General features: G+C 39.0%; 18 protein-coding genes, 1 tRNA gene and 3 pseudogenes. 9 read left to right on the plus strand and 13 right to left on the minus strand.

Going from position 1 to position 22632, the window contains the following annotated elements:
* Positions 1-153: 153 nt before the first annotated feature.
* Together lnt and AC33VI_RS04380 are read right to left on the minus strand one after the other, a co-directional pair.
* Complete coding sequence (gene lnt, locus AC33VI_RS04375) at positions 154-1716, minus strand: apolipoprotein N-acyltransferase (protein WP_491781051.1); 1563 nt, start codon at positions 1714-1716, stop codon at positions 154-156.
* Between the two features lie 387 nt (positions 1717-2103).
* Complete coding sequence (locus AC33VI_RS04380; protein WP_491781052.1) at positions 2104-3621, minus strand: glycosyltransferase family 39 protein; 1518 nt, start codon at positions 3619-3621, stop codon at positions 2104-2106.
* Between the two features lie 232 nt (positions 3622-3853).
* On the opposite strand from AC33VI_RS04380, the gene AC33VI_RS04385 reads away from it, so the two are divergent.
* Entirely contained in the window at positions 3854-5188 is a 1335-nt protein-coding gene (locus AC33VI_RS04385) for a TIGR03279 family radical SAM protein (protein WP_491781053.1), read from the plus strand.
* Positions 5189-5269: 81 nt separating this feature from the next.
* On the opposite strand, the gene AC33VI_RS04390 is transcribed toward AC33VI_RS04385, so the two are convergent.
* The 4 genes from AC33VI_RS04390 to AC33VI_RS04405 form a co-directional block, all read right to left on the minus strand.
* A complete protein-coding gene (locus AC33VI_RS04390; protein ID WP_491781054.1) occupies positions 5270-5965 on the minus strand; it encodes a GDSL-type esterase/lipase family protein in 696 nt (231 codons plus the stop codon).
* Positions 5966-5973: 8 nt separating this feature from the next.
* A complete protein-coding gene (locus AC33VI_RS04395) occupies positions 5974-6234 on the minus strand; it encodes a hypothetical protein (protein ID WP_491781055.1) in 261 nt (86 codons plus the stop codon).
* Between the two features lie 83 nt (positions 6235-6317).
* Positions 6318-6452 carry a hypothetical protein gene (locus AC33VI_RS04400; protein ID WP_491781056.1) on the minus strand — a complete coding sequence of 45 codons (135 nt, stop codon included), beginning with the start codon at positions 6450-6452 and terminating at the stop codon, positions 6318-6320.
* A 101-nt stretch (positions 6453-6553) separates the two neighbouring features.
* A complete protein-coding gene (locus AC33VI_RS04405; protein WP_491781057.1) occupies positions 6554-7456 on the minus strand; it encodes a CPBP family intramembrane glutamic endopeptidase in 903 nt (300 codons plus the stop codon).
* A 79-nt stretch (positions 7457-7535) separates the two neighbouring features.
* On the opposite strand from AC33VI_RS04405, the gene AC33VI_RS04410 reads away from it, so the two are divergent.
* Both AC33VI_RS04410 and bchB read left to right on the plus strand, forming a co-directional pair.
* Entirely contained in the window at positions 7536-8612 is a 1077-nt protein-coding gene (locus AC33VI_RS04410) for a hypothetical protein (RefSeq protein WP_491781058.1), read from the plus strand.
* Between the two features lie 388 nt (positions 8613-9000).
* Entirely contained in the window at positions 9001-10527 is a 1527-nt protein-coding gene (gene bchB / locus AC33VI_RS04415) for a ferredoxin:protochlorophyllide reductase (ATP-dependent) subunit B (protein WP_491781059.1), read from the plus strand.
* Between the two features lie 281 nt (positions 10528-10808).
* Here the strand turns inward: bchB and AC33VI_RS04420 are convergent, their stop codons facing one another.
* The 5 genes and pseudogenes from AC33VI_RS04420 to AC33VI_RS04440 form a co-directional block, all read right to left on the minus strand.
* Positions 10809-11204, minus strand: a complete 396-nt coding sequence (locus AC33VI_RS04420; RefSeq protein WP_491781060.1) for a universal stress protein — start codon at positions 11202-11204, stop codon at positions 10809-10811.
* Between the two features lie 101 nt (positions 11205-11305).
* The gene (locus AC33VI_RS04425; protein WP_491781061.1) at positions 11306-13954 is read right to left on the minus strand and encodes a PD-(D/E)XK nuclease family protein; all 2649 of its coding nucleotides are present in this window, start codon (positions 13952-13954) and stop codon (positions 11306-11308) included.
* A 118-nt stretch (positions 13955-14072) separates the two neighbouring features.
* On the minus strand, positions 14073-15272 hold the full coding sequence (locus tag AC33VI_RS04430) for a glutathione S-transferase (protein ID WP_491781062.1): 1200 nt from the start codon (positions 15270-15272) through the stop codon (positions 14073-14075).
* 96 nt (positions 15273-15368) lie between these two features.
* Positions 15369-15482: pseudogene (locus AC33VI_RS04435) on the minus strand (transposase); the annotation flags it as partial.
* Positions 15483-15557: 75 nt separating this feature from the next.
* Positions 15558-15866: a hypothetical protein gene (locus tag AC33VI_RS04440; protein WP_491781063.1), complete on the minus strand. Its 309-nt coding sequence runs from the start codon at positions 15864-15866 to the stop codon at positions 15558-15560.
* 499 nt (positions 15867-16365) lie between these two features.
* Here AC33VI_RS04440 and AC33VI_RS04445 point away from each other — a divergent pair, with 499 nt between their 5' ends.
* Entirely contained in the window at positions 16366-17121 is a 756-nt protein-coding gene (locus tag AC33VI_RS04445; RefSeq protein ID WP_491781064.1) for a hypothetical protein, read from the plus strand.
* Positions 17122-17299: 178 nt separating this feature from the next.
* On the opposite strand, the gene AC33VI_RS04450 is transcribed toward AC33VI_RS04445, so the two are convergent.
* Positions 17300-17373: transfer RNA gene (locus AC33VI_RS04450), tRNA-Pro, on the minus strand.
* Positions 17374-17634: 261 nt separating this feature from the next.
* On the opposite strand from AC33VI_RS04450, the pseudogene AC33VI_RS04455 reads away from it, so the two are divergent.
* From AC33VI_RS04455 to AC33VI_RS04470, 4 genes and pseudogenes are all read left to right on the plus strand, one after another.
* Positions 17635-17781: pseudogene (locus AC33VI_RS04455) on the plus strand (IS982 family transposase); the annotation flags it as partial.
* 392 nt (positions 17782-18173) lie between these two features.
* Complete coding sequence (locus tag AC33VI_RS04460; protein WP_491781065.1) at positions 18174-19547, plus strand: cyclic 2,3-diphosphoglycerate synthase; 1374 nt, start codon at positions 18174-18176, stop codon at positions 19545-19547.
* Positions 19548-19553: 6 nt separating this feature from the next.
* Entirely contained in the window at positions 19554-20477 is a 924-nt protein-coding gene (gene arcC, locus AC33VI_RS04465; protein WP_491781066.1) for a carbamate kinase, read from the plus strand.
* A 181-nt stretch (positions 20478-20658) separates the two neighbouring features.
* Complete coding sequence (locus tag AC33VI_RS04470; RefSeq protein ID WP_491781067.1) at positions 20659-21054, plus strand: group I truncated hemoglobin; 396 nt, start codon at positions 20659-20661, stop codon at positions 21052-21054.
* Between the two features lie 121 nt (positions 21055-21175).
* Here the strand turns inward: AC33VI_RS04470 and AC33VI_RS04475 are convergent.
* Positions 21176-21283, minus strand: a pseudogene (locus tag AC33VI_RS04475) (ABC transporter ATP-binding protein); the annotation flags it as partial.
* Positions 21284-21498: 215 nt separating this feature from the next.
* On the opposite strand from AC33VI_RS04475, the gene AC33VI_RS04480 reads away from it, so the two are divergent.
* Positions 21499-22632, plus strand: a 1134-nt coding sequence (locus AC33VI_RS04480; protein WP_491781068.1) for a Calx-beta domain-containing protein, incomplete at its 3' end; no start/stop codon positions are given.

Below are 22632 nucleotides of genomic sequence, written 5' to 3' on the forward strand. Positions count from 1 at the left end.
TCAGGGGTCAGGTAGGGACTCCGATGAGCGTTCCCTTGCGCCTGTCGGCGGCGCGGGGTCTCATCGTTTCATGAAACGTCCGTACAGGGGTCAGAGGTCAGCCCTAAAAGCACTAAAGTATTCCCTTCGGTCAAGTCAGAAGGTTTTTAGGCTTTAATCGTCGATTAAATTTTTTTTTAGATGGTTTCTAAATAAAGTAAAGCTGCTTAAGATGCCACTAAGAATAAATAATGTTGGCGTTAGCCAGTCTCCCCAACGTACGTAAAGAGTTTGGTTTTGACGGCGATATATCGTATCGGCATGAATGGCATATTTATTAATTGCTGAAATCCAGAGAGTATTACCATGAGGATCGACGATCGCACTATAACCTGTATTGGTAGCCCTCGCAGCCCAGCGATCGCTTTCAATAGCTCGCATTACGTCTTGGGCGTGGTGTTGGGCGGGCATAGTATCGCTATAATGGGCGTTATTAGATGCTGTAATGATAAATTCGCCTCCTGCTTTTACCTGTCGCCAAAAATGCTGGGGAAATGCCGACTCGTAACAGATGGCAATGATGGCTTTACCGAAAGGAGTATTAAAGATTTGGTCTTTGTCTCCTGCTGCAAGATGGGCTTCTAAAGGAGAAAGGCGATCGATTATTTTGCCGACAATGGGTTCAAAAGGAATATATTCTCCCAAAGGAACTAGTTTGTACTTATCGTAGCGACTATAGGTTTTTCCCTCCCCCGTTAAAGTAAAAATACTATTAGTGTAACTAGAGCCTTTTCTGCCATTTGCCCCTACCCAAGCGGGAACTTTTTCTCTAATTACTGCTTGATAGAAACTAGAATTATCTAAGATATTTTCCCAATAAAAAGGCAATGCTGTTTCTGGAGTTAAGACTACATCTACTCCTTGTTTTGCTAATCTTTGATAACCCGAAGTATAACCCGCGATCGCTTTACGCCAGCCAGAGGAATATAGTTTAATTTCATTAGGAATATTGCCTTGAACGATCCCTACTTTTATTGCTTCTAAGTTATCTTTGGCTACGGGTATCTGATATAAATAATAACCCCCAAGATGACCGATAATTAGAATTGCAACTGGAGCAATAAATAATAATAGTTTTGGTCGCAATTTATGATTAGATTGCCCATACAAACAGGCTTCTCCTAAAAGAAGATTGACTATTAAAATAATTATCGCAACGGTATTAACTCCCGATATTTTATTTAATTGTAGAATAATTAGATTATAAGGACTTTGAGTATAAGCGATCGCTGGCCACCACAAGGGAGTATAACTCCATAGGGTTTCTAAACTAGACCATAAAGCCACACTAATTAAAACTAAAGTTAACCTACTAAATAAACTTTTACGATTAATTTTACGAGCAATTAAACCCACTCCAATTCCCCAGGCTACTACTACTCCACTTCCCCACAAAGTAATAAAAATCCAGCAAAAAATTGCAATTGCCAAACTAGCCAACCAAGGAACTCCCATCCAAGTTAGAGGATGAACTCCCGTTATCCAAAATAAAGCCAAACCATCATAACCAATGCCCCAAGCTAGGGAAAGAATAATTATTTGGTTTAAAGTTTTTTGGGTTCTAATTAACAACCATAAAGGGGCTAGGGCAAACCAAGCAAAATACCAACTATTAAAAGGTGCTGGGGCTAAACCCATTAAGATACCCGAACATAAAGAAATTAATATTTTCAACATTAGATTTATCTTCAACTACGCCTGAAGTAAATTAGCTTTGCCCCATAGGTTATTAGCGATCGGTACTTCTGACTCCTGACTTACCTTTTAATATGCAAACTAGGTAGAAAATTTTTAACTTATATAAAAACTCACAAACATCGTCAAATCAAACTCTATCTAAGGGTAGATGAACTTTGCTATTATATTTTTTAGAGTATAGTCTATAATTTAGAAAAAAAGAGACTAAGTAACTTTGGATTGCATTCTACAACATCTCAGTTTGAATAAATAATTTTATCTAAAAAAATAGTATAAATAAAATAATAAAAATGGATTTATTGATAGTATTAGCTTTTTTTAGTATCGTCTGTTACTTATTTTTAAACTTTGAAGAGTTCAGATCTATTATTTAAAAAAAAATTCTGCTCGCTTAATATCTTTACGCCAGTAAAGCTCGAACATTCCATCTTGTCTTTTTAGATCATAGTTTTGTTGGATAGTAGGAGTTATTTTTGACCAATCAAATCTTTTGAATAAGATTTGTTCTGGTTGATATTGGGCGATCGCATCAAGTAATTCTCTTCCCGTCAACTTACCCGTTTCTAATTGCTTAGAAGAAACTACTGCCAGACTGGGAGGAACTATTAAACCAGAGCGAAAAGCAAATATGGGAGAGTCGGTAATCATCCAGTTGGTAGAAGAGCTTTGTTGGGCTATTTCGGTGATGAATTGTCTTTCTAAAGAGTTGGTTTGTCTATATCCTATGCCCATATTTTGCCAAGATTCTATCTTTTTAAAAGTAGTTTTTGTGTGTTCTCCAATCATCAAGATAGAAGTAATAAAAACAATAATACTAAAAGCAATGACTGTTTTTTTAGGAGATGTTTTTTTAGCTGTAAGAAGCTGAATGAATTTTACAATAACTTCTTTGAGTGCATATCCTACTAGAGCGATTGCAGGAAGATAGACTAAAATTGAATGATGATACCAGACTGGTCGATGTTGTTGTAGTAAGAAAAAACTGACCAAGAACCAGGCTAAAAAATAAAATGCTTGCCATTGTTGCTGGCGGACAGCAAATAAAATACCTAACCCCGATAAACCGAAGAGAAAAACTCGATAGTTAGCTCTAATAGCATCATCTAAAGATAAATTTTCAAAAGCTGCTAAATTTCTAGCATCGCTATGATTATCTATGAGAAAATAAATATTATTATAGCCAACTAATAAACCGATTAAAATTAAAGTTAATCCTGAAAAAACCAGACACCATAAAATAGCTGGTTGAAGTTTTTGATACCAACTTGCTAAATTTAATTGACGACTGCCCCCAGACCAAGAATCTATTAAAATACCTGCAACAATTATCGGAGCTAAAAACAAGGTAAATAGCTTAGTTAAAATAGAAAGACTCAAAAATATGGCTGAAGCTATGAGCCAGATATTTTGTTTTCCCTCGTGCCAGATGATGATAGTTAATATAGCTGTCATGGCTAATACTATGGCAGGCAAACCAATCATTACCGAAACGCTCAGTCGAAGATAATTAGGAGCTACGAGCAATAATAAAGAACCAATAAAAGCAGCTAATTTACCGCCCCAAAAATATAAAATCAGCCAATTTTCCCAAGCTAATATTGCTGCAAACAATAAAATAACAGTCCTGGCAAAATTAACCTTTTCACCAAAAATATTAAAGACAAAAGCCAATATATAGGTCAACAATGGAGGTTGATCGTTCCATACTTCTGTATACAAACGATAGTTATGTTTTAGCAGTGATGCTTTCATTAAATTAATACCTTCGTCAGGATCGAATTCAAAAACATTAAACTGATAAATAATAATCGCGCCAACCAGCAAGACAACGATGGGAATCAATAAGGATAAGAAAAAAGACTCTCTAGTTAATTTATTTTCCAAGGCGATCGATTTTGGTAAAAGCTAATATTAGCAGTTAACCTAAGATTATGTCCCGCGATCGCAAGATCGACAATCCTCAATTATTTTGTAATAATCCAAGACTTTGCTTGACTCCATTCCTGACTGGGAAAAATTTTAGCCGCTACTAAGTAGATTAAACTGAGATAACAGTAGGATAATTAATACCGTTGTTTATTTTTATCCCTTACTTCTTATTTCTTGCTGCTTAGATATGAGTCAAACTACGATTAAACCAGCCAAAATCAGCCGTGTCTTGCCAGATTCGATCGCCGAAGAAATTGGTTTTGAAGCGGGGGATGCGATCGTTTCGATCAATAGTATCAAGCCTCGGGATTTAATTGACTATCGTTTTTTATGTAGCGATGAATATCTAGAATTAGAAGTAGTCGATACGTCAGGAAAACTTCACGAGATCGAGATTGAAAAAGACTATGACCAAGATTTAGGACTAGAATTTGACACTGCTTTGTTTGATGGCTTAATTCAGTGCAATAATCGTTGTCCATTTTGTTTTATCGATCAGCAACCCCCTGGCAAAAGAGCCAGTCTTTATTTAAAGGATGATGATTATCGCCTCAGTTTTCTCTATGGTAGCTATCTCACTCTGACTAACCTCACGGAAAAAGAATGGCAACGAATCGAACAGATGCGCCTTTCTCCTTTATATGTTTCAGTACACGCTACCGAAGCTGAAGTGAGAGCTAGATTGCTGAAAAACGATCGCGCTGGTTTGATTATGTCTCAGTTTGCTTGGTTTCAAGAGAGACGCTTGCAGATCCACGCTCAAGTAGTAGTTTGTCCTGGCATAAATGATGGAGTGCATTTAGAAAGAACTTTATTAGATTTAGCTTCATTCCATCAGGGAGATATTCCTGCTGTCGCCTCCGCAGCAGTTGTTCCCGTTGGATTGACTCGGTTTCGCCCTCAAGAAGATGAATTAACTCCCGTCAACCAAGCTAAAGCTTTAGAAGTCATCCAACAGGTACGAGAATTACAGCAAAAATTTAAACAGCAGTTTGGCAGCAATTTTGTCTGGTTGGCAGATGAGTGGTTTTTAATTGCAGGGTTAGAAGTACCTCCAGAGTCCCATTACGAAGACTATCCCCAAATTGGTAATGGGGTAGGTTCGATTCGTTTATTTTTAAAACAATTTCAAAATACCGCTAGAGAAATGTTACCCGATAAAATAGCTACTCCTCGTCGTTTTACTTGGATAGTAGGTAATGCAGTGGAAAAAGCTTTTCAACCGTTGGTAGAACAATTAAATACTGTACAAGGATTAGCAATCGATTTAGTAGCTTTAAACAGCAAATATTGGGGACAAGAAATTACTGTTACTGGCTTGTTAACGGGACAAGATTTACTCCAGGGTTTGCTAGGAAAAGATCTAGGAGATGGTATTCTCTTACCATCTTTGATGCTCAAACACGACGATACTAAGTTTCTCGATGACATGACTGTCGAAGATCTTAGCAGCAAGCTATCAATCCCTATTTTTCCTATTGCTGATGTGAAGGAATTAATTAATTGTTGTACTGAATTATAGTTCACCTGAGTTGGGGTTAAACTACTTTAGTTATTAGTTATTAGTTATTAGTTATTAGTTATTAGTTTTTAAACTTTCCAACTATTTTAAGCTAGCTGGTAGTTTTGCTTGTTTTAATAAAGGATCTAGGGACTTAGCAATTTTATCCGCGAGAATTTTTTGACCGATATTGTTGGGGTGAATAATATCCTGTTGTCGATGTTTGGGATTATCGATAATTCCTTTAAGTACTTGAGGAATTAAATAAGAGTTAGTTTCTTTAGCTACGCGCTGATACAAGTCTTGGTATTCGTCGGTAAACAATCCTAAGTTCATGCCTAAAATTACTGTAATTGCTTTTTTAGCCTGTATTTGAGCTATTATTTCCTTCAAATTTTCTTCGGTTACTGTTTTCGGAACTTTCTTGAGAAAATCATTTCCGCCTAAAGCAATAATGACCATCCAAGGCTTTTTAACTAAAACATCTTCTGATAATCGGGCTAGAGCATCAGAAGTTTTATCTCCGCTAACTCCAAGATTAACAATCGGTAGAGCGATTTTTTGACCGAGTAGATAAGGATAAGCTTGCTCTTCTTTTAACCCATAACCAGCGGTAATACTATCTCCCAAAGCTAGTATTTTTTCTCCCATTCCATGATTGATATTAGCGATATTATCTAATCTAGTTTGACAGCTATTTAATATAAGAGCGCAACTAAAAGCCAAAATCACGATCGATATAATTTTACCTAAATATGCTATAAAACTATGTCTATACTGTTTAATAAAATTATTCATTAAAGATTTTAAGAGTTACTTTTTTTAAGCATTTCAATAATATAATCGATCAGTAAACGCCCGATAAGAATTACAATCATGACGATGTTGTAGAGTAAATAAATTATAAAAATACTTACTATTATTCCGCCAACAGTAAAAGGAAAAGCATGAAAAATATTAGACTTATCATCATCGTTTGAGCTATTTAAAGCAATTTCACTACAATGTTGTGTGCCGATCGCAGAATGTCGATCGCATTTAGAAAAACCATTTCCATCTAATACCAATTCTCTAAATTATCGCTACAAATAGATAGCTTATTTCTTCTAGTCCCCCAGTCCCGTCAAGCGGGATAATATCTCCCAGTCACCTAGTCTCCCAGCCCTAAAGTTATCTGTAGTCCCATTAAAGAGAAATGGTATAAATCAGCGATCGCCATACTAGGAGATAAAAATACAGCAGATAATAATATCGATGCAGCTTTACCAGGCAACTGGAGTTCCATTGTTCGCACTCGAATTACTAGACCTATTACTCTCTTATATTGCCCACAATATTTTTCAAAACAACATCAACTTCTTTACCCAAGCGCAAAAGATTAATTGATTAAGAATTACCGCTTTCGCGTTGGTTGGCAAAATAGGGTAAAAGTAAATCTTTACGGGGAAAACGACGATAAATAAACCGCCAAATAAAAGGGAGAGAGATGACAATTAAGATTAAACCAGCGATCCACTCTTGTCCGTCAGGGTTACTAACTGACTGTAATGCAGCATCCTGATTATCAGTTAATTCTCCTAAAAATTCTCCTAAAACCACAAGTGTATTATTCATGCTGTGAGCGATAATAGGAACTATTAGAGTCCTAGTTTTTAGGTATAGTAATGCCCAAGCAATACCCACAACCGAAATACCTATGGGGTTGGGATGTAGGAGACCAAAAATTATCGAAGAACTCCAGATCGCCACGGGGAGATTCCATTTAGTTGCTAGCCTGTGTAGTAAAACTCCGCGAAAAATAAATTCTTCCGTCACAGGAGCGATCGCCACATAGTTAATAGTCTGCCAAATTTTATTAATAGTAGGAAAAATCGATACCCGCGCCTCTTGTTCTGATAGGGATTCTAAAAAAGATTCGTACCAATCAGGAAAAATCAAAGATATACCTTTAAAAGATAATAATGCTGCCCCTAGAGAAAACAACAAAAAAATAATTGTCATGCCTAAAAGGGGCAACCAAGAATACTTAGGACGTAAATTGCCGATTAAATAATTGGGATTGAGTTGCGATCGCTTTAGTTTTCGTCCTAAATACAAGCAAAGGCTGATAAAACTACAAGAATAAAGAATATGAGGGACTAAAGGATCTTGATAGTCTGGCAATGCACTAGTAAAAGCTCCTAAAAAACCATAAATAAAGGAATACACTACATAAAATAGCAGTAACCACAAAAATAAATATCTAGTTTTAGTAAAAGTAATCTTGTCGGATCGTGAGGTGGTTGACATAATATTCTCGATCTAATCTAAGTAGTGTTCCTCTCTACCAGATTAAACTGTAGACAGCAAGCAAAAAAAAGATTTTATTATGTCTATTCCCTTCGACGTGAAATCTGCTCAAAAAAGGATAGATCGCCTTTGGCATCTTCCTGCTAGCTTTGGTATGGAAAGAAATGCCTATCATAACTATCTTAATGAAATAGTTAGCGATCGCTATACCTTAATTAATGGCTTACAACTATTAAGAGATGAATTACAATTTGCCTCTGCCAGTGCTACTGAAATGCAGATTTGCGGTGCAGACTTGAGCTTGCCTAGCGTGGTAACTACTTTAGCCTATACCAATTGTGGCGATCGCATTCACCAAGGAGAAGTCACCAAACGCTATCGAGATGTGGTCGCTTCTCGTTTTGCCACTCTATCAGAAATTGGCGAATTAAAATTAGAAGCATTTTTCCCCGCAGGTGGGGGTACGGATAATGGGGCTACTTTAGCTCATGTAACTGTCGCCCATCAAATGGATGAATCTTTACGGCGCAAACTCTATGAAGGCAATCCCCAATCGATGGTATTGGTAGCAGTAGACCTCAAAACCCATGTAGGAAGACTCAAAGAAGGCGATCGACGCATTTATGGCAAAACTCGCGAATCTCCCTGGCGAGAACCCCGTAATGCCTGTGGGGCTATTGTGGGCGCGCTATCTAGTTACCACCCCCATAATATGATTCATCGGCGGATTAGAGATGATTTGGGAGAAACAAATTTTCAATATCTTTCTAACCATAAAATTTTTACTGATGATGGAGTAGATATTACGATGGCTGTCGCTGCTGCCATTGTGGCAATACGTGGCATCCGCAATACAGCTATGGCAATGACTCAAGAAATAGACGAGCGGGGTGTCGCCCATCTCACCGCCAGTACTACAGTCAATCGCCCTTCTAGAGATGATTTAGTAATTTATTTAGCCAGGGCAACGGTGTTTAATGGCAAAGTGCGCTTACAAAGTTTTGGTACAAAGGCAGACTTATATGGCGGTAAGTTAGTTGACTATGCAGGAGAAAAAAGACTTCAATTAACCTATGCCGATCTAGATGGAAATTCTTTACCTGTAGAAGAAATATCCTATCAAATCAAACCGTCTAGCTTATGTAATGATAGTTAAGCTCGAATCAAAAAAATATACATAAATTAGTAATATTATATTTATTTCTCAAATAAATAATCGGGCAATCTAAAATTCCTTATACCACTTCACAGTTGATTAATTAAATAATATACAAAACTCAACAAAAAGCTCTTCCTAATATGTAATTTCAGATTAAGAATTATTGCAAATAAACTTCTCAAATAATCAAAATGATTTTTACTCAAATATAGTCATATATAGCCTTTGTAGGTTTAATACCTGGTTAATATTCAATAAAATAGAAAGTCGCTTTAGTTGACCTATTTCTGAGACAATCAAGGCAAAGTTTGACAATCAAAACTGTTATTATCCATTTCAATATTTCCCATCGATAAGGTCAATTTAATTTTAGGAGAAAAGACCGATGAAACTTGCTTACTGGATGTATGCTGGTCCCGCACATATTGGTACTCTACGTATTGCCAGTTCTTTTAAAAACGTTCATGCGATTATGCACGCGCCCTTGGGGGATGATTACTTTAATGTCATGCGATCGATGCTAGAGAGAGAAAGAAACTTTACTCCCGTGACGGCTAGTATTGTCGATCGCAATGTTTTAGCCAGAGGTTCTCAAGAAAAGGTAGTTGATAATATTACTCGCAAGGATAAGGAAGAAAATCCCGATTTAATCGTTCTCACTCCTACCTGTACTTCTAGCATTCTTCAAGAAGACTTACAAAATTTCGTCAGTCGCGCTTCGATGGACACCCAAGGAGATGTTTTGCTGGCAGATGTCAATCACTATCGTTATAATGAACTGCAAGCAGCCGATCGCACTTTACACCAGATAGTTAAATTCTATTTAGATAAAGCTAAGAAAAAAGGCGAACTTCCTACAGACAAAACCGAAATTCCCTCGGTAAACATCATTGGCATCTCTACCCTTGGTTTCCACAACCAACACGACTGTACCGAACTAAAACGTTTAATGGCAGAATTGGGGATTGCAGTTAATCTGGTCATTCCCGATGCTGCTTCGGTACATGACTTGAAAAACCTTCCTCGTGCTTGGTTTAATCTCGTTCCCTATCGAGAGTTGGGCAAAATGACCGCCGAATATCTAGAATCAGAATTCGATTTGCCCTATGTCGATCTTACCCCAATGGGAGTGGTAGAAACTGCTCGATGTATTCGGAAAATACAGCAAGTATTAAACAAGCAAGGGGCAGAAGTCGATTATGAGAAATATATTAATAACCAAACCCTTTATGTTTCTCAAGCAGCTTGGTTTTCTCGTTCTATTGACTGTCAAAACCTAACGGGTAAAAAAGCTGTAGTGTTTGGGGACAATACCCACGCCGTAGCCATGACTAAAATTCTTGCCAGAGAAATGGGCATTAAAGTTGTTTTGGCAGGTACTTATTGTAAATACGACTCTGACTGGTTTACCGAACAGGTCAAAGACTTTTGTGATGAAATTCTCATTAGCGATGATAATGCCGAAATCGGCGATGCGATCGCTCGTCTCGAACCCGCAGCTATCTTTGGCACGCAAATGGAACGTCATGTGGGCAAGCGTTTGGATATTCCTTGTGGGGTAATTGCTGCTCCCATCCACATTCAGAACTTCCCCATCGGCTACAAGCCATTTATGGGCTACGAAGGTACTAACCAGATAGCAGATTTGGTTTACAATTCCTTCACTTTGGGCATGGAAGACCATTTACTAGAAATCTTTGGCGGACACGATACTAAAGAAGTAATTACTAAAGGTATCTCCGCCGATTCCGATCTGAGTTGGGACAAGGAAGCTGCTGCCGAACTGGGTAAAATTCCTGGTTTTGTGCGAGGCAAAGTCAAACGCAACACCGAAAAATTCGCCCGCGAAAGAGGCTTTAGTCAAATCACCCTAGAAGTGATGTATGCAGCTAAAGAATCTGTGGGAGCGTGATTAACTTGTAACCTATAACCTATAACGCTTTTGAGTAATGAGTAATGAGTAATGAGTAAACCAATCGAGTTATTCGATTGCGTCAAAACTTTGAACATTAAGTCAGTCCGCACTCTCAGTCCTCGGCTCTGCCAGGGCTGAGGACTGAGAGTGCGGGTAAGGCGGAGCTTTTTCCTTGATTCTCGATAAGTACCTAGGCAAAATTAATTACATAGCGATCGCCTTATATATGATTTATAGCAATACGAATTAAAAACTCCCGATTTCAAACTAGATACGATTTAACTAATCACCAAAACAGGACAATTAGCTAAATTGATGACGCGGTTGGTGACGCTTTCCATGGCTGCTTCTTCGTCAATTAAACCCAAACCGCGACAATTCATAATAATCAAATCGGCATTAATCTCATCGGCTACATCGCAGATGGTAAAGGCGGGAACTCCTGTTTTTTCTAGGGTTTCTGCTTGAATTCCCTGTCCTGCAAAAAAATTCTTGGCTTTAAGCAATAGTTCGGCTACTTTTTCTTCTGAAGCCATCGCACCTTCGGCATCATTTTCAACAACGGAAAGAATGGTTAATTTACTTTGGTGAATTCTAACCATGTTAGCCGTGATTTCGATCGCCTTACGGGCTTCGCTAGTCAATTCTAAAGGAAATAAAACATTCTTAAACATTTATCCGACCTCAAAAAAGCAAGTTATAGGGAGTTTTGATGGTGTCCAAAGTCATTGTGTCAGAGAAAAGTCAAACTATATCGAAAATTTATCATTTTTAATTATTTATTAGTTGATTGATTTTTACGACTCAGGCGATCTCCCTGACGACATACTGAGTCATAACTGCAATATTGGCAGGCTTTGCGGTCTATATCTGGGGCAACGGGGTAGCTTCCCTGTTGGAGATGGGTTTTTACTCGTTGGGCGAACTGAGCTAGTTCTGCGGGGTCTTTTTGAGGGCGAGAAATGGTTTTTTGTTTGGTCAGGGAATAATATGCTGTGCTGTCGATCGCCTCATTTGGGTGCTTCTCGGCAATGGCATCTTGATATACTGCTAATTGAATATCAATATTAGCCTTGCCAGTAGCGTCTTTAACTCCTGCTGGGGTTACGCCACTGGTTTTATAATCGATTACGGTGAGTCCTGTTTCGGTGCGATCGATTCTGTCTACTTGTCCTCGTACTTGCAAACCATACCATTGAGTATCGAATTTGGTTTCGGTGGCGATAACTGCTCTTTCTGGCGGTAGGAAATCGGCAGCAGCCAGGTTTAGGGCGAGTAAATCTAAGTGTTCTTGTCGTTCGGCTTGCCAACTGGGTAAGTTCGTTAGTTTTAGTTCTGTTTCGGCGGTTTCAAAGGCTTTGGTAAGTTGTTCTTGATTGAATTTGGCTAAGTCTCTGGCGGTTTTGATTTCGGCTAGAGATAGTTCTAAACAGCGATGGTAAAGATTACCTCTAAATGCCGCAGTCAGACTGGATTCTGCTTCGGGTAATTTCTTTAGTTTTAGTAACCTCGCACTAAACCATTTAAAAGGACATTGACCGAGTTGGGTTAGCTGGGAAGCACTAAAGATTTTACTGTCAGGATCGATCGCAATGCCTATTACTCCGTCGTATTCGTTGGGTTGAATTTCACTTTCTCGTTGTGCTTCTACTTGCCAGGCTTGGCTTATGTTCGGGAGAGATAGGGAAGATGCGGTTTGTTTATCTAATAAACTTGGCTGGCGTAAGTATTGTTGTCTGGCAGACTCGATACTAGCTATGGGTAGGGTATCTATTGGTGTGGCTTGGAGTCCCAAACGGGTTAGATAGGGACTGGGTAAAGTAAAAGTGCGATCGATTAATTCGGGATAGGAAAAGACGATTTTTTGTTGGGGGATGCCCAAGAAGCAATAGAAATGAAAGTTATCTCTTTGGGCGATATTAATCGCAGTTTCGATCGCATATCCTTGTTTGACTAGTTGTTTGCGACTGTAGAAATCTAAAATCGGATCGTCGTTTATTTCCGTTGGTAAAATGCTTTCGGCACTACCTAAAAAGAAAACGTAGTCATAGCTAGTACCCAACAAAGCACTGGGATGGTGTAATTCAATGCCTCCCCTTCCTGGTTGGGCGTTAGTAGTTAATAAAGCTAATATTGCGCCCATTTCATCAATAAAAGCTGGTTTGCTAATTACTTGCTCTTGGGGATAGCTTAATTCGACTAAAGCCTCTTGCAGACGATAAAAAACGGCAATTTCTCGCGCCCAATATTTCCCCTTCTCCAATACATCCCAAGCAGTAAAAATAGCTTGTAAATGCTGTATCCATACCTGACGAGAATTAGTTTTTGCTAAAAAGTCTATGGCACTCAAATCTACTCCCAACTCTTGCCATGCAGCTATACCCTGGGGATAGCTTTCCCGCGCCTGTTGCCAAATATCCTCTGTCATCAATTTAGCTAAAGGATGGGATAGCAATTTAGCCGTTGTTTCAAAGGGAAAATCTTCTCTAATTGCTTCCAATAACAACTTCAACCAAGCACCAATGCGAGTTTTTTCCAAAGGAATCTCATAAGCAACGTGCAAAGGCAAACTATATTCCCAAGCCAGATCGATTAAAGTCTCCCCATACAACTGTTCGTCATTGCAGACTAAAACAATATCTTTCGCTTCCACTCCTTGAGTCAACAACACCTTTACCTGACTCAATACTCCCCTAACCTCTTCATCTAGATTGGGATATACGTTTAAACTCACCCCTTCAGGCAAGTTCCCTTGCTGTTTAAAACAACCTTGCAGGGAGGTTTCATGAAACGTACCTACATTCCCCAAAGTCCAGCCTTGAGATTGCAACCACTGACAAAAACGCTGATTGCGGGGATATAAATCGTCTGTGGGTAGAACTAAAATACTGCCTTCCCCTGCGATCGCATTAATTACCGCTAGTTCGTCTCTGGTAGGGGCAAAATAACCATAAAACAAATAAGGTTTTTGATAGGACGCATCCATCGATCCTTGCCAATATACTTCCGCTGGATCGAGTTTCTTTCTACTCCTCAACAAATTACGATAGGCGATCGCCAGATTACACACCTGTTGCACTCGCAGATCGTCATATTGTTGTAAAGCTGTTAGGTTAACACCACTCCGAAATAGATCCTTAACCGCAGCCGAAAAAGCCTTAGCTGTCCCTTCAATATCCTGAGTATCAATAACTTCTCTTATCGCTTCTTGCATCAAACGACGACTCAACAACAGCGAAGCAATACCCCAACCCTGACGGCGTACTAGATTTTGGGTCAAACTTTCTAAACTATAGTGAGATATTTTCACTTCAGAATTAGTCAACTTGCGGACGTGATGGGCGATGGCACTACTAGGCGTAATTACCTGGAGGCGATCGTTAAATAATGAGGGATCTAATTCGGAAATGATGTATTTGGTCATTGGTTTTTAGTCATTAGTCTTTAGTGGTTAGTTTTTAGTTCTTTTAATATTCGATTAATAATACTAATTTTACAAAGTAACTACTGACCATTAACAAAGGACAAATGACAAAGGACAACTAACCACTAACAAAATTAACGGGATTTTGATCGTATCTATGTCTGACGGGAATTGGTTCGGATTGGCGATCGCCATCTAATGCAGCAGTTTCTTCTAAAGCAGTACGCAGTCTTTTGGCGGCATAAATCGACATATCTCTTGGTACGTTTATTCTATCCCGTAAATAACGCAATGCCACATCCGATCCTGCTGGGGGTTGGCAGGTTTCATCGGTCATCATTCTAGTTAAAGCGCAACGCAAAGCTTCGTCAAATAAATTAGCTTCAGCGGGGTTGACCTGAATAATATTATCTTTGTGTTTGATAACCCTGGCTAAAGCTTCTTGTTTCGAGTTGGCTGGTTCGGGATAAGCCACGTCTGGAAGCCCAAACCAAGCACCGCGATCGACTCTCTCTTGGTTAGCTAAGGTCTGAGATTCCCCATTGCTATAACAGCCTCCCATTTGGGGCGGTAAGTCGTGTACGTGGGTGTGAAAGTCGCTTTGCGTACCTCTATAAGTCGAACGAGTTTCCATCGCCTCAAACCAAGCAGCAAAACGGGGGTTTTCTTCTCGCATGGAATAGCCTTTGTAGTAGTACAAGCTGGCATTCATTCTTTCTACATAGGGAGTAAAGATAACATCCACAGTACTAAATTCTTCGAGAAAATACGCCCCAGTCGTACTCGCTAAAGCCTCTTCTACTGAAGCCATAGTTGCAATAAATTGCTGGCGGTTGCTTTTTTCTTGTCCTGGGAAGATCGCCCGCTGACAAAGCCAACCACACCAAGCTCGAAATAACAGTCTTTCCAATCTGCGTAGGGGCAATACATCAGGATCTTGCATCCCTTTATAGAGTACGCCGAATTCTTTTTCTAAAGCGATCAGAATATCATCGCTTTCGGTAATAATGCGCCCGTCTAATTCTACTGCGGGTAACATCCCCGAAGGTACTTTGCGTTTATACCAACTTTCCTTTTTTCCGTAGCAAAACATGGTTACTTTCTGAATGCGGTAGGGAATTTGCATCTCTTCCAACCACAACCACAGCTTTTGACAGTAAGGACACCAAGCATGATTGTCTCGAAATAAAGTTATTCTGACATCTACTTCGGTTTTGCCAAATAACCTCAAAGTAGCTTGAGAGTTGGTTTCGCCGTTAATATAGTTTGGTTTAAAATCGGTTAAATCGGCTAGTTGTTGCCAAGTAAGAGGAGTCATTTATATTAAACATTGAACATGAAATACGTGGTGGGTAACCTCGTCTCTTTAGAGCGAGGCGGAACACCCGAAGCGGGCTAAAGAGCCGCCTGTCCGCTACCAGTGGTGAGGATCTTCTATATAGGTTTTTATTTTAGCAGTGCTAACCTTTCCTGTTGTCTCATAAAAATAAGATCTACTCCACAAAGAAGGAAGTTTGAGTAACGTAGGATTGAGGTTAAAAGATGGACGCTGGATTAAAGGATAAAGTGATGCTAGAACTCTCTGATGAGCAGTTGTATGAACTCATCGATATGGTTGTCTGGAATTAAGTTTATCTCTTAAATCACACAATCTATTACGAATGGACGAGACAGGGCGTTCTTGCCTGTTATATAGTTCTCGTTGTATCTGTGTTTCCTGATTGTAAGAAAACTCTACAAAATCAGGAGACAAATGATTGAGATTGTGATTAGGAATAGAAGGGAATGCTTCAACAGCAGGTCTTGAATTTTCTAATTCATAAGCGTTTAACTCTTGTTCGGCTTCTAAAGTACCTACATAGGGCTGAAGCCCCTCATTTTCCATTGCAGGATGTTGATAGTTATTATTCATAATTGATTAAATGTTAATTGATAGTATTTTTGTTCTGATAATGCAGTTTCAGAATCCTCACAAATTCATGTTTGGTTTCTGGGCTGAGGATTTTGTTATTCCTTATCTTCAATAGATTCTGTTCTAGCGAACACTGTGTATCTCTCATTGTTTTATGTCATAAATATCTATTTCCATAAAACAGTAAAAGTCATGATACTTAGTGTTCAAAAATCGCCAATAGAACACTAAAAATATTTTCTGTATATTTTTAGCTTCGTAAGTAACAAGACCCACCCCCACCCCTTCTTATATATGAGGTATAGGTCTTAGATTAACCGCTTAAAAAGCTAATAGGAGTCTAAACATGAGGTGGAGAAAACTTAGACTTATGAGTAAAGAGCTATAGCCCCCCTCTGGGGTCAGGAATTTTACAACTAGATATTTATTTTTCACCAGGGTTAGTCAAGAGACTGACCCTTTTTTTGTCATTTCATTTAACAAATAAGGAGACAAACAAATGACTAATTTCAATCAAATCAACAACATCAAAGTAACTGAATCCACTTTAGAAGTATTGCGTTCTAAATACATCAGAAACAACAATGCAGTAGATGTAGAATTCATCAACAACCTTGAGGTAACTAACTTCATTGAAGAAGCTGTCAGTCAAGATAGAGCAATCGCAGAACTGATGAAAGCACGCTTTGATGTTAGTTATACCAAAGTAAGCAAAGCTAACAAACTAACTGGTGAAGTAGTTAAAATCCATCAAACCAGAAATGGTATCCAAACCAAAATCACTATCAACTATGGTGAAAGCACTGTAGCTGTATTAAGAGAAGGTAACAAGATTCCTAATGTTTATCACACTCGCGAGTATGTAATCCTAACCTTCAAAGCAGATGAAAAGGTTAATGATAGCGAAGTAGTATCTGGTATTTATCCTGCTGCTGCTGGTCTATATTTGCTGCAAAACACCGTAGGTAATTGTATTGCTGCTGGAGATGTAGAGGACTTAGTTCAATCTCTTATCGGTAAAGTATTAGTTGACCGTCCTGTTCAGGCTAAAGAATATTATGGTCGTCGTAATAGTGAGATTGAAGGACAAGAGTTAGACCAACAAGGCATTGTTGAGACTCACAAAGTCAGTGCTATTGGTGTATGTCCTAAGTTCCTTGGTAGCAAGCAAACTCTAGAATTTTGTAAAGCTGACTTCAACGGCAATAAGACAAAAAGTTCCCAACACCGAAATAGGGAGAATATATGGTGTTAATCATAGAACTATTTTCAACATCAAAAAAGGAAATACTTGGGTTCATGTCGCATGAAAGAAGTGACACTGTAAAGACCATATGAAGATATAGAAATTGGGGACAAATTGGGGATATGATTATGAGTAATCCAATTTTTCCTACAATTTCAAATCAATGAAACACATACGGGATAAAGTATCGGGATGACAGGATTTGAACCTGCGACATCCTGCTCCCAAAGCAGGCGCGCTACCAAGCTGCGCTACATCCCGTTAGTGGTAACGTCTAGAACGGCGTAAATACGTTCCAGCAATTTACCAACTTTAATAGAGTAGCACATTTTTATATCAATTGATTTGTTTTTCTGGGCAAAATCTGGGCAATACCCATGTTTTCAGAAAATCAATCAAAAGCACGTATTGGCAAGGTTTCCATAGATACCTTTGCCTAATAACCCAAGTTGCTAGTTATTGAGACAGAGAAACGAAAAGTAAGAAAATCTCTCCAGAAGCAAAAAGTATGGAGAGAATAAAATGCTTGATGAAATTATAACGATTTATGCCATAGTCGAAGATTTACTAAAAGCAGTCGGACATATTGAAGACAGTCGTGTTCAGATGAGTGATGCCGAAGTTATTACCGCAGCATTAGTAGCAGCTAGATTTTTCAATGGAAATCATATCCACCTCATAGGTCATAATATCAAGAATATTTCTGTCTATTAACCTTATTCAGAACAATATTAAGAATTATTCTGACTATTATTCTTTAGTGCGTTGATATCGAGAATATTTCTGGATATCAACCGATACCGCTTATTTCTAACACGATCTAAATTAAATCCCGAACAGTAAATTTACTAATATTTTTTGTTAGATTAATTTCACCTATAAATTATCCAATTCTAATGCCGACAATACCGCTTTGAGTTGGTTAAAATGGCTATAGTATAAAGCTTAAATTTACTCCTCATCACAAGTTCTTCAAGATACTTTTTTATAAAGAATACAGTTAGATAGGCTCATTTTTTCTCGATCCTGTCTCAATTTAATTATTAAATAGGAGTAATTTAATGAAAGATCGAAAGCGAACAGCCAAAGGCTGCGCTGCGCGAACGCCTACTAGGATTGTCATTATGGGGGCGGCAGGTCGAGATTTTCATAATTTTAATCAGGTATATCGCCATGACCCAGAAGTGGAAGTAGTGGCATTTACCGCCGCCCAAATTTCTGGCATTGATAACCGTCGCTATCCGTCTAGTTTGGCTGGTTCTCTTTATCCCGAAGGTATTCCGATCGTTGCCGAACCAGAATTAGAATCTCTCTGTCGCCGAGAGCAAATAGATGCGGTAGTTTTTGCCTATAGCGATCTGACTCACGCTCAAGTCATGCATTTAGCATCAAGAGCCATGGTAGCAGGGGCAGATTTTTTACTTTTGGGGCCAGAACGAACTATGCTATCGGCCAAAGTACCTGTAATAGCTATTTCTGCGGTACGAACTGGTTGCGGTAAGTCTCAAACTACCCGTTGGCTGGCTAAATTACTCCAACAAAAAGGTCTACAGGTGGCAGTTATCCGTCATCCCATGCCTTATGGAGATTTGGAAAAGCAAGTAGTGCAAAGGTTTGCTAGCAAAGCAGATTTAGATGTGGCTGAATGTACGATCGAGGAACGGGAAGAATACGAACCCCATCTAGAAGTGGGCAACATAGTTTATGCTGGAGTCGATTATGGATTGATTGTCAGCAAAGCAGAACAAGAAGCCGATATTATTCTCTGGGATGGTGGAAACAATGATTTTCCCTTCATTAAACCCGATTTACACCTCGTTTTAGTCGATCCATTGCGTCCTGGAGATGAAACTACTCACCACCCAGGGGAAGTAGTCCTGCGGATGGCAGATATTGTAATTATTGCTAAAGTTGATTCCGCAGCCGATGCTGACGTACAGAGAGTTAGCGATACAGTCAAGAGAGTTAATCCCCAAGCAGTTATTGTTCGTGGTGCTTCACCTATTAAATTAGATAATCCCGAATTAGTCCGAAATAGTCGGGTTTTAGTAGTTGAAGATGGGCCGACTACCACTCATGGCGGGATGCCCTATGGCGCAGGCTATGTAGCTGCTACTCGCGCTCAGGCAGGGGCGATCGTCGATCCCAGAACTTATGCCGTTCCCGAAATTGCTGAAGTTTATGCTCGTTATCCCCATATCGGTGCAATCCTACCAGCTATGGGATATTTTCCTGCCCAACTCCAAGCATTGGAAGCAACTATTAACAATGCTGATGCTGATGTCGTAGTAGCAGCTACTCCCAGCAATCTTAATGCTTTGCTCAAACTTAACAAGCCAGTAGTACGCGCTCGTTACGAATTTGCTGAGATGGGTACACCAAGTCTATCCGAACAAATTGAGCAATTTTTATTGCGTCATAAATTGGGAGAATAAAACCTTATGCTTGTAGTTATTGCCTTGGGAGGAAATGCCCTAATTAGGCGCGCTCAACCTCCAGAAGTATCAATTCAAAGACAAAATATTAAGCTAGCAGCTAAAGCGATCGCCGAAGTTGCCAAAGAACATCAGGTGGTAGTTACTCACGGTAATGGACCTCAGGTAGGACTTCTTGCCCTACAAGCTGAAGCCTACAAGCAAGTTCAACCTTATCCCCTAGATGTATTAGATGCGGAAACAGAAGGAGCGATCGGTTATTTGATCGAACAAGAACTCCTCAATCAACTACCCCAACAACAAATAGTTACTCTCCTCACCCAAATCGAAGTTGACCCCTGCGATCGTGCTTTTGCTTATCCTAGTAAACCTATAGGAGCAGTTTATTCAGAGACGGAAGCTAAACAGTTAGCCAAGGAGAGAGGTTGGGCAGTTGCTCCCGATGGCAATGCATATCGTCGTGTTGTTCCTTCTCCCGAACCTAAGAGAATCTTAGAGTTGTCCACAATTCGGTTATTAGTCAAAGTGGGAGCATTAGTTGTCTGTGCTGGCGGAGGAGGCATACCCGTTATTGTTACCCCAGCAGGCAGTATCCGTGGTGTGGAAGCAGTAATCGATAAGGATTTAGCGACAGCATTATTGGCAACTGATTTACAAGCCGATGTCTTACTGCTCTTGACTGATGTTGATGCGGTTTATACTAATTGGAACACTCCAGAAGCACAGCCAATAAAAAGGATAAATCCCCAGCAGCTACGCAACTGTAGTTTTGCTCCTGGTTCGATGCAACCAAAGGTAGAAGCAGCTTGTCGTTTTGTTGAGGCTACGAAAGGTATGGCAGGAATTGGAAAGTTAGAAGATGCAGTAGAGATTTTATTAGGCGATCGCGGAACAATCGTAAGAAGAGAATCGCCAAACTTTGCACATTAGCAAACGAATCTCGATTCAGAAATTTGAGTTTTGGTAATTCCACATATTCCTACAAGAATGCAATCTTTTTAACCCGATTGAGCGCGATCGCCCTTAGTCAGAATAGCGATCTCGTTTTCTGAATTACCCTGAAGATGCTAGTGTTGAAGAGTGGTTGAAATATTTTATTGGGCATCGAATTATGTCAACCTTATATGAAAAGTTGGGTGGCGAAAAGACAGTTAAACTGGTTGTCGAAAAATTCTATGAGAGAGTTTTAAACGACGAGAGAATCAATCACTTCTTCGAGCAAGTGGATATGTTCAAACAGAAAATTCATCAAATCGACTTTCTAACCTATGCCTTTGAAGGCTCTGAGCGTTATCACAGTTCGATGATGAAAGAAGTACATGAGAAGTTGGTTCGAGAGCAGGGATTAAATGAAGAACACTTTAATGCCTTTGTAGAAGACTTTGTGGAAACTCTTAAAGAGTTAGAAATTTCTCCAATTTTAATTGAAGAAGCTGTAGCGATGGCCAACTCTGTGGAGCATCGCAATGACGTACTCAACATAAAAACTTCTTCAACATCAAACTAGACTTTTAATCTTTCTTTTAACCTTGTAGATCGCTACTGGTTAACCAGTGGCGATCGCAGGTGACTGATAAAGCGATCGCTTATCTTGATTTGCTCTTGTGTTAAGTAAAGATTGGGGGTAGTCATAATACTGCATTTTCCCTAGTTAAACGTCCATGTTCCATATAAATGATGCGATCGGCGATATCTAAAATGCGGATATCGTGAGTTACCAGTAAGATTGCAGAATTGTGGCGGAAATTGTCAGCAGTATTAGGGGAAAAGGTTGGTAAGTTATTTTTGCGCGATGCCTGCCAGAATGGAAAAATTGTATCAAAGAATAAAAATTAAGAATCGCAATGTATTGTAAAATACATAACTCTATGTATTATCGTTAAATTTATAATGTGATGCAAATATTTTTTCCTAATCGAATTGATTTTTTTAAGAATACCAACTTATAATTATGGCTAGATTAATTCAAGTAATTAATACATCTGAATTCTCTTCACCAAGTCCAGATCCAGCAGGAATTGCACTAATTAATAACTCTAATAGTTTTTTGATTTCTGATTCGGAAGTAAATGAAACTCCACTTTTTGAGGGAAACAATGCCTTTCAAATTGAGTTTAATGGCAATCTTATCAATACTGGAGATCTGCTAGATTTTTCCACAGAACCGACTGGTTTAACTTACGATTCTGACAATAATACTTTATTTATTTCTGATGATGCTACCAGAAGAGTAACTCGAATTAATCCAGGAAACGATGGAACTTTTGCTACATCAGATGATAATTTTATTAATACTTTTGGCACTGGAAGCTTTGGCAGTCAAGACCCAGAAGATTTAGCATTTCGTCCTAGTTCGGGAACATTATTTATTGCTGATGGAGTAGACGATCGCATTTATGAAGTAACTACTAGTGGTGTTCTAGTTAGTAGTTTTAGTACTTCTAGTTTTGGACTCACAGATCCTGAAGGTATTGGATTTGATACCGCAAGTGGCAATTTATTTATTGTTGGTGAACCAATAAATACTGTATTTGAAGTTTCTACCAGTGGCACTTTAATTCAAACCATAGATATTAGTGAAGCTAATCCCGTACAGCCAGCTGGCATTGAAATTGCAGCCAGTAGCGATGGTTCTGGTCAAAGTATTTATATTGTCGATCGCGGGATTGATGAAAGTGTTGATATCAACGAAAATGATGGCAGACTCTATGAATTTTCTTTAGAGGATTCTAATCCAGGAACAGAGCCAGAAATCACCATTACCGATGCTTCAATTGTCGAGGGAGATAGTGGCAATGATACTTTAGAATTTACTGTTTCTCTTTCGGAAGCTAGCACTGAAGAAATTACGGTAGATTTTACGACTAATGATGATACTGCCCTAGCAGGAGAAGACTATCTAGCTAGCAATGGGACGATAACTTTTGCTCCCAATGAGACTAGTCAAACTATTAATATCGATATTATTGGCGATACAGTAGTCGAAACTCCAGAAGTAGAAACTTTTCTAGTCAATCTCAGCAACCCAACTAATGCTACTATCTCAGATGCTGAAGCTGTTGGCACGATTACCGATAACGATGAA

Source organism: Waterburya sp., assembly GCF_058530065.1.

What these genes read in the sequence shown, in the direction of transcription:
- AC33VI_RS04420 (WP_491781060.1), bottom strand. Translation starts at nt 11,204, where the DNA reads ATGTTTAAGAATGTTTTATTTCCTTTAGAATTGACTAGCGAAGCCCGT.
- bchB (WP_491781059.1), top strand. Translation starts at nt 9,001, where the DNA reads ATGAAACTTGCTTACTGGATGTATGCTGGTCCCGCACATATTGGTACT.
- AC33VI_RS04425 (WP_491781061.1), bottom strand. Translation starts at nt 13,954, where the DNA reads ATGACCAAATACATCATTTCCGAATTAGATCCCTCATTATTTAACGAT.
- lnt (WP_491781051.1), bottom strand. Translation starts at nt 1,716, where the DNA reads ATGTTGAAAATATTAATTTCTTTATGTTCGGGTATCTTAATGGGTTTA.
- AC33VI_RS04410 (WP_491781058.1), top strand. Translation starts at nt 7,536, where the DNA reads ATGTCTATTCCCTTCGACGTGAAATCTGCTCAAAAAAGGATAGATCGC.
- AC33VI_RS04445 (WP_491781064.1), top strand. Translation starts at nt 16,366, where the DNA reads ATGACTAATTTCAATCAAATCAACAACATCAAAGTAACTGAATCCACT.
- AC33VI_RS04430 (WP_491781062.1), bottom strand. Translation starts at nt 15,272, where the DNA reads ATGACTCCTCTTACTTGGCAACAACTAGCCGATTTAACCGATTTTAAA.
- arcC (WP_491781066.1), top strand. Translation starts at nt 19,554, where the DNA reads ATGCTTGTAGTTATTGCCTTGGGAGGAAATGCCCTAATTAGGCGCGCT.
- AC33VI_RS04400 (WP_491781056.1), bottom strand. Translation starts at nt 6,452, where the DNA reads ATGGAACTCCAGTTGCCTGGTAAAGCTGCATCGATATTATTATCTGCT.
- AC33VI_RS04470 (WP_491781067.1), top strand. Translation starts at nt 20,659, where the DNA reads ATGTCAACCTTATATGAAAAGTTGGGTGGCGAAAAGACAGTTAAACTG.
- AC33VI_RS04385 (WP_491781053.1), top strand. Translation starts at nt 3,854, where the DNA reads ATGAGTCAAACTACGATTAAACCAGCCAAAATCAGCCGTGTCTTGCCA.
- AC33VI_RS04440 (WP_491781063.1), bottom strand. Translation starts at nt 15,866, where the DNA reads ATGAATAATAACTATCAACATCCTGCAATGGAAAATGAGGGGCTTCAG.
- AC33VI_RS04390 (WP_491781054.1), bottom strand. Translation starts at nt 5,965, where the DNA reads ATGAATAATTTTATTAAACAGTATAGACATAGTTTTATAGCATATTTA.
- AC33VI_RS04405 (WP_491781057.1), bottom strand. Translation starts at nt 7,456, where the DNA reads ATGTCAACCACCTCACGATCCGACAAGATTACTTTTACTAAAACTAGA.
- AC33VI_RS04460 (WP_491781065.1), top strand. Translation starts at nt 18,174, where the DNA reads ATGAAAGATCGAAAGCGAACAGCCAAAGGCTGCGCTGCGCGAACGCCT.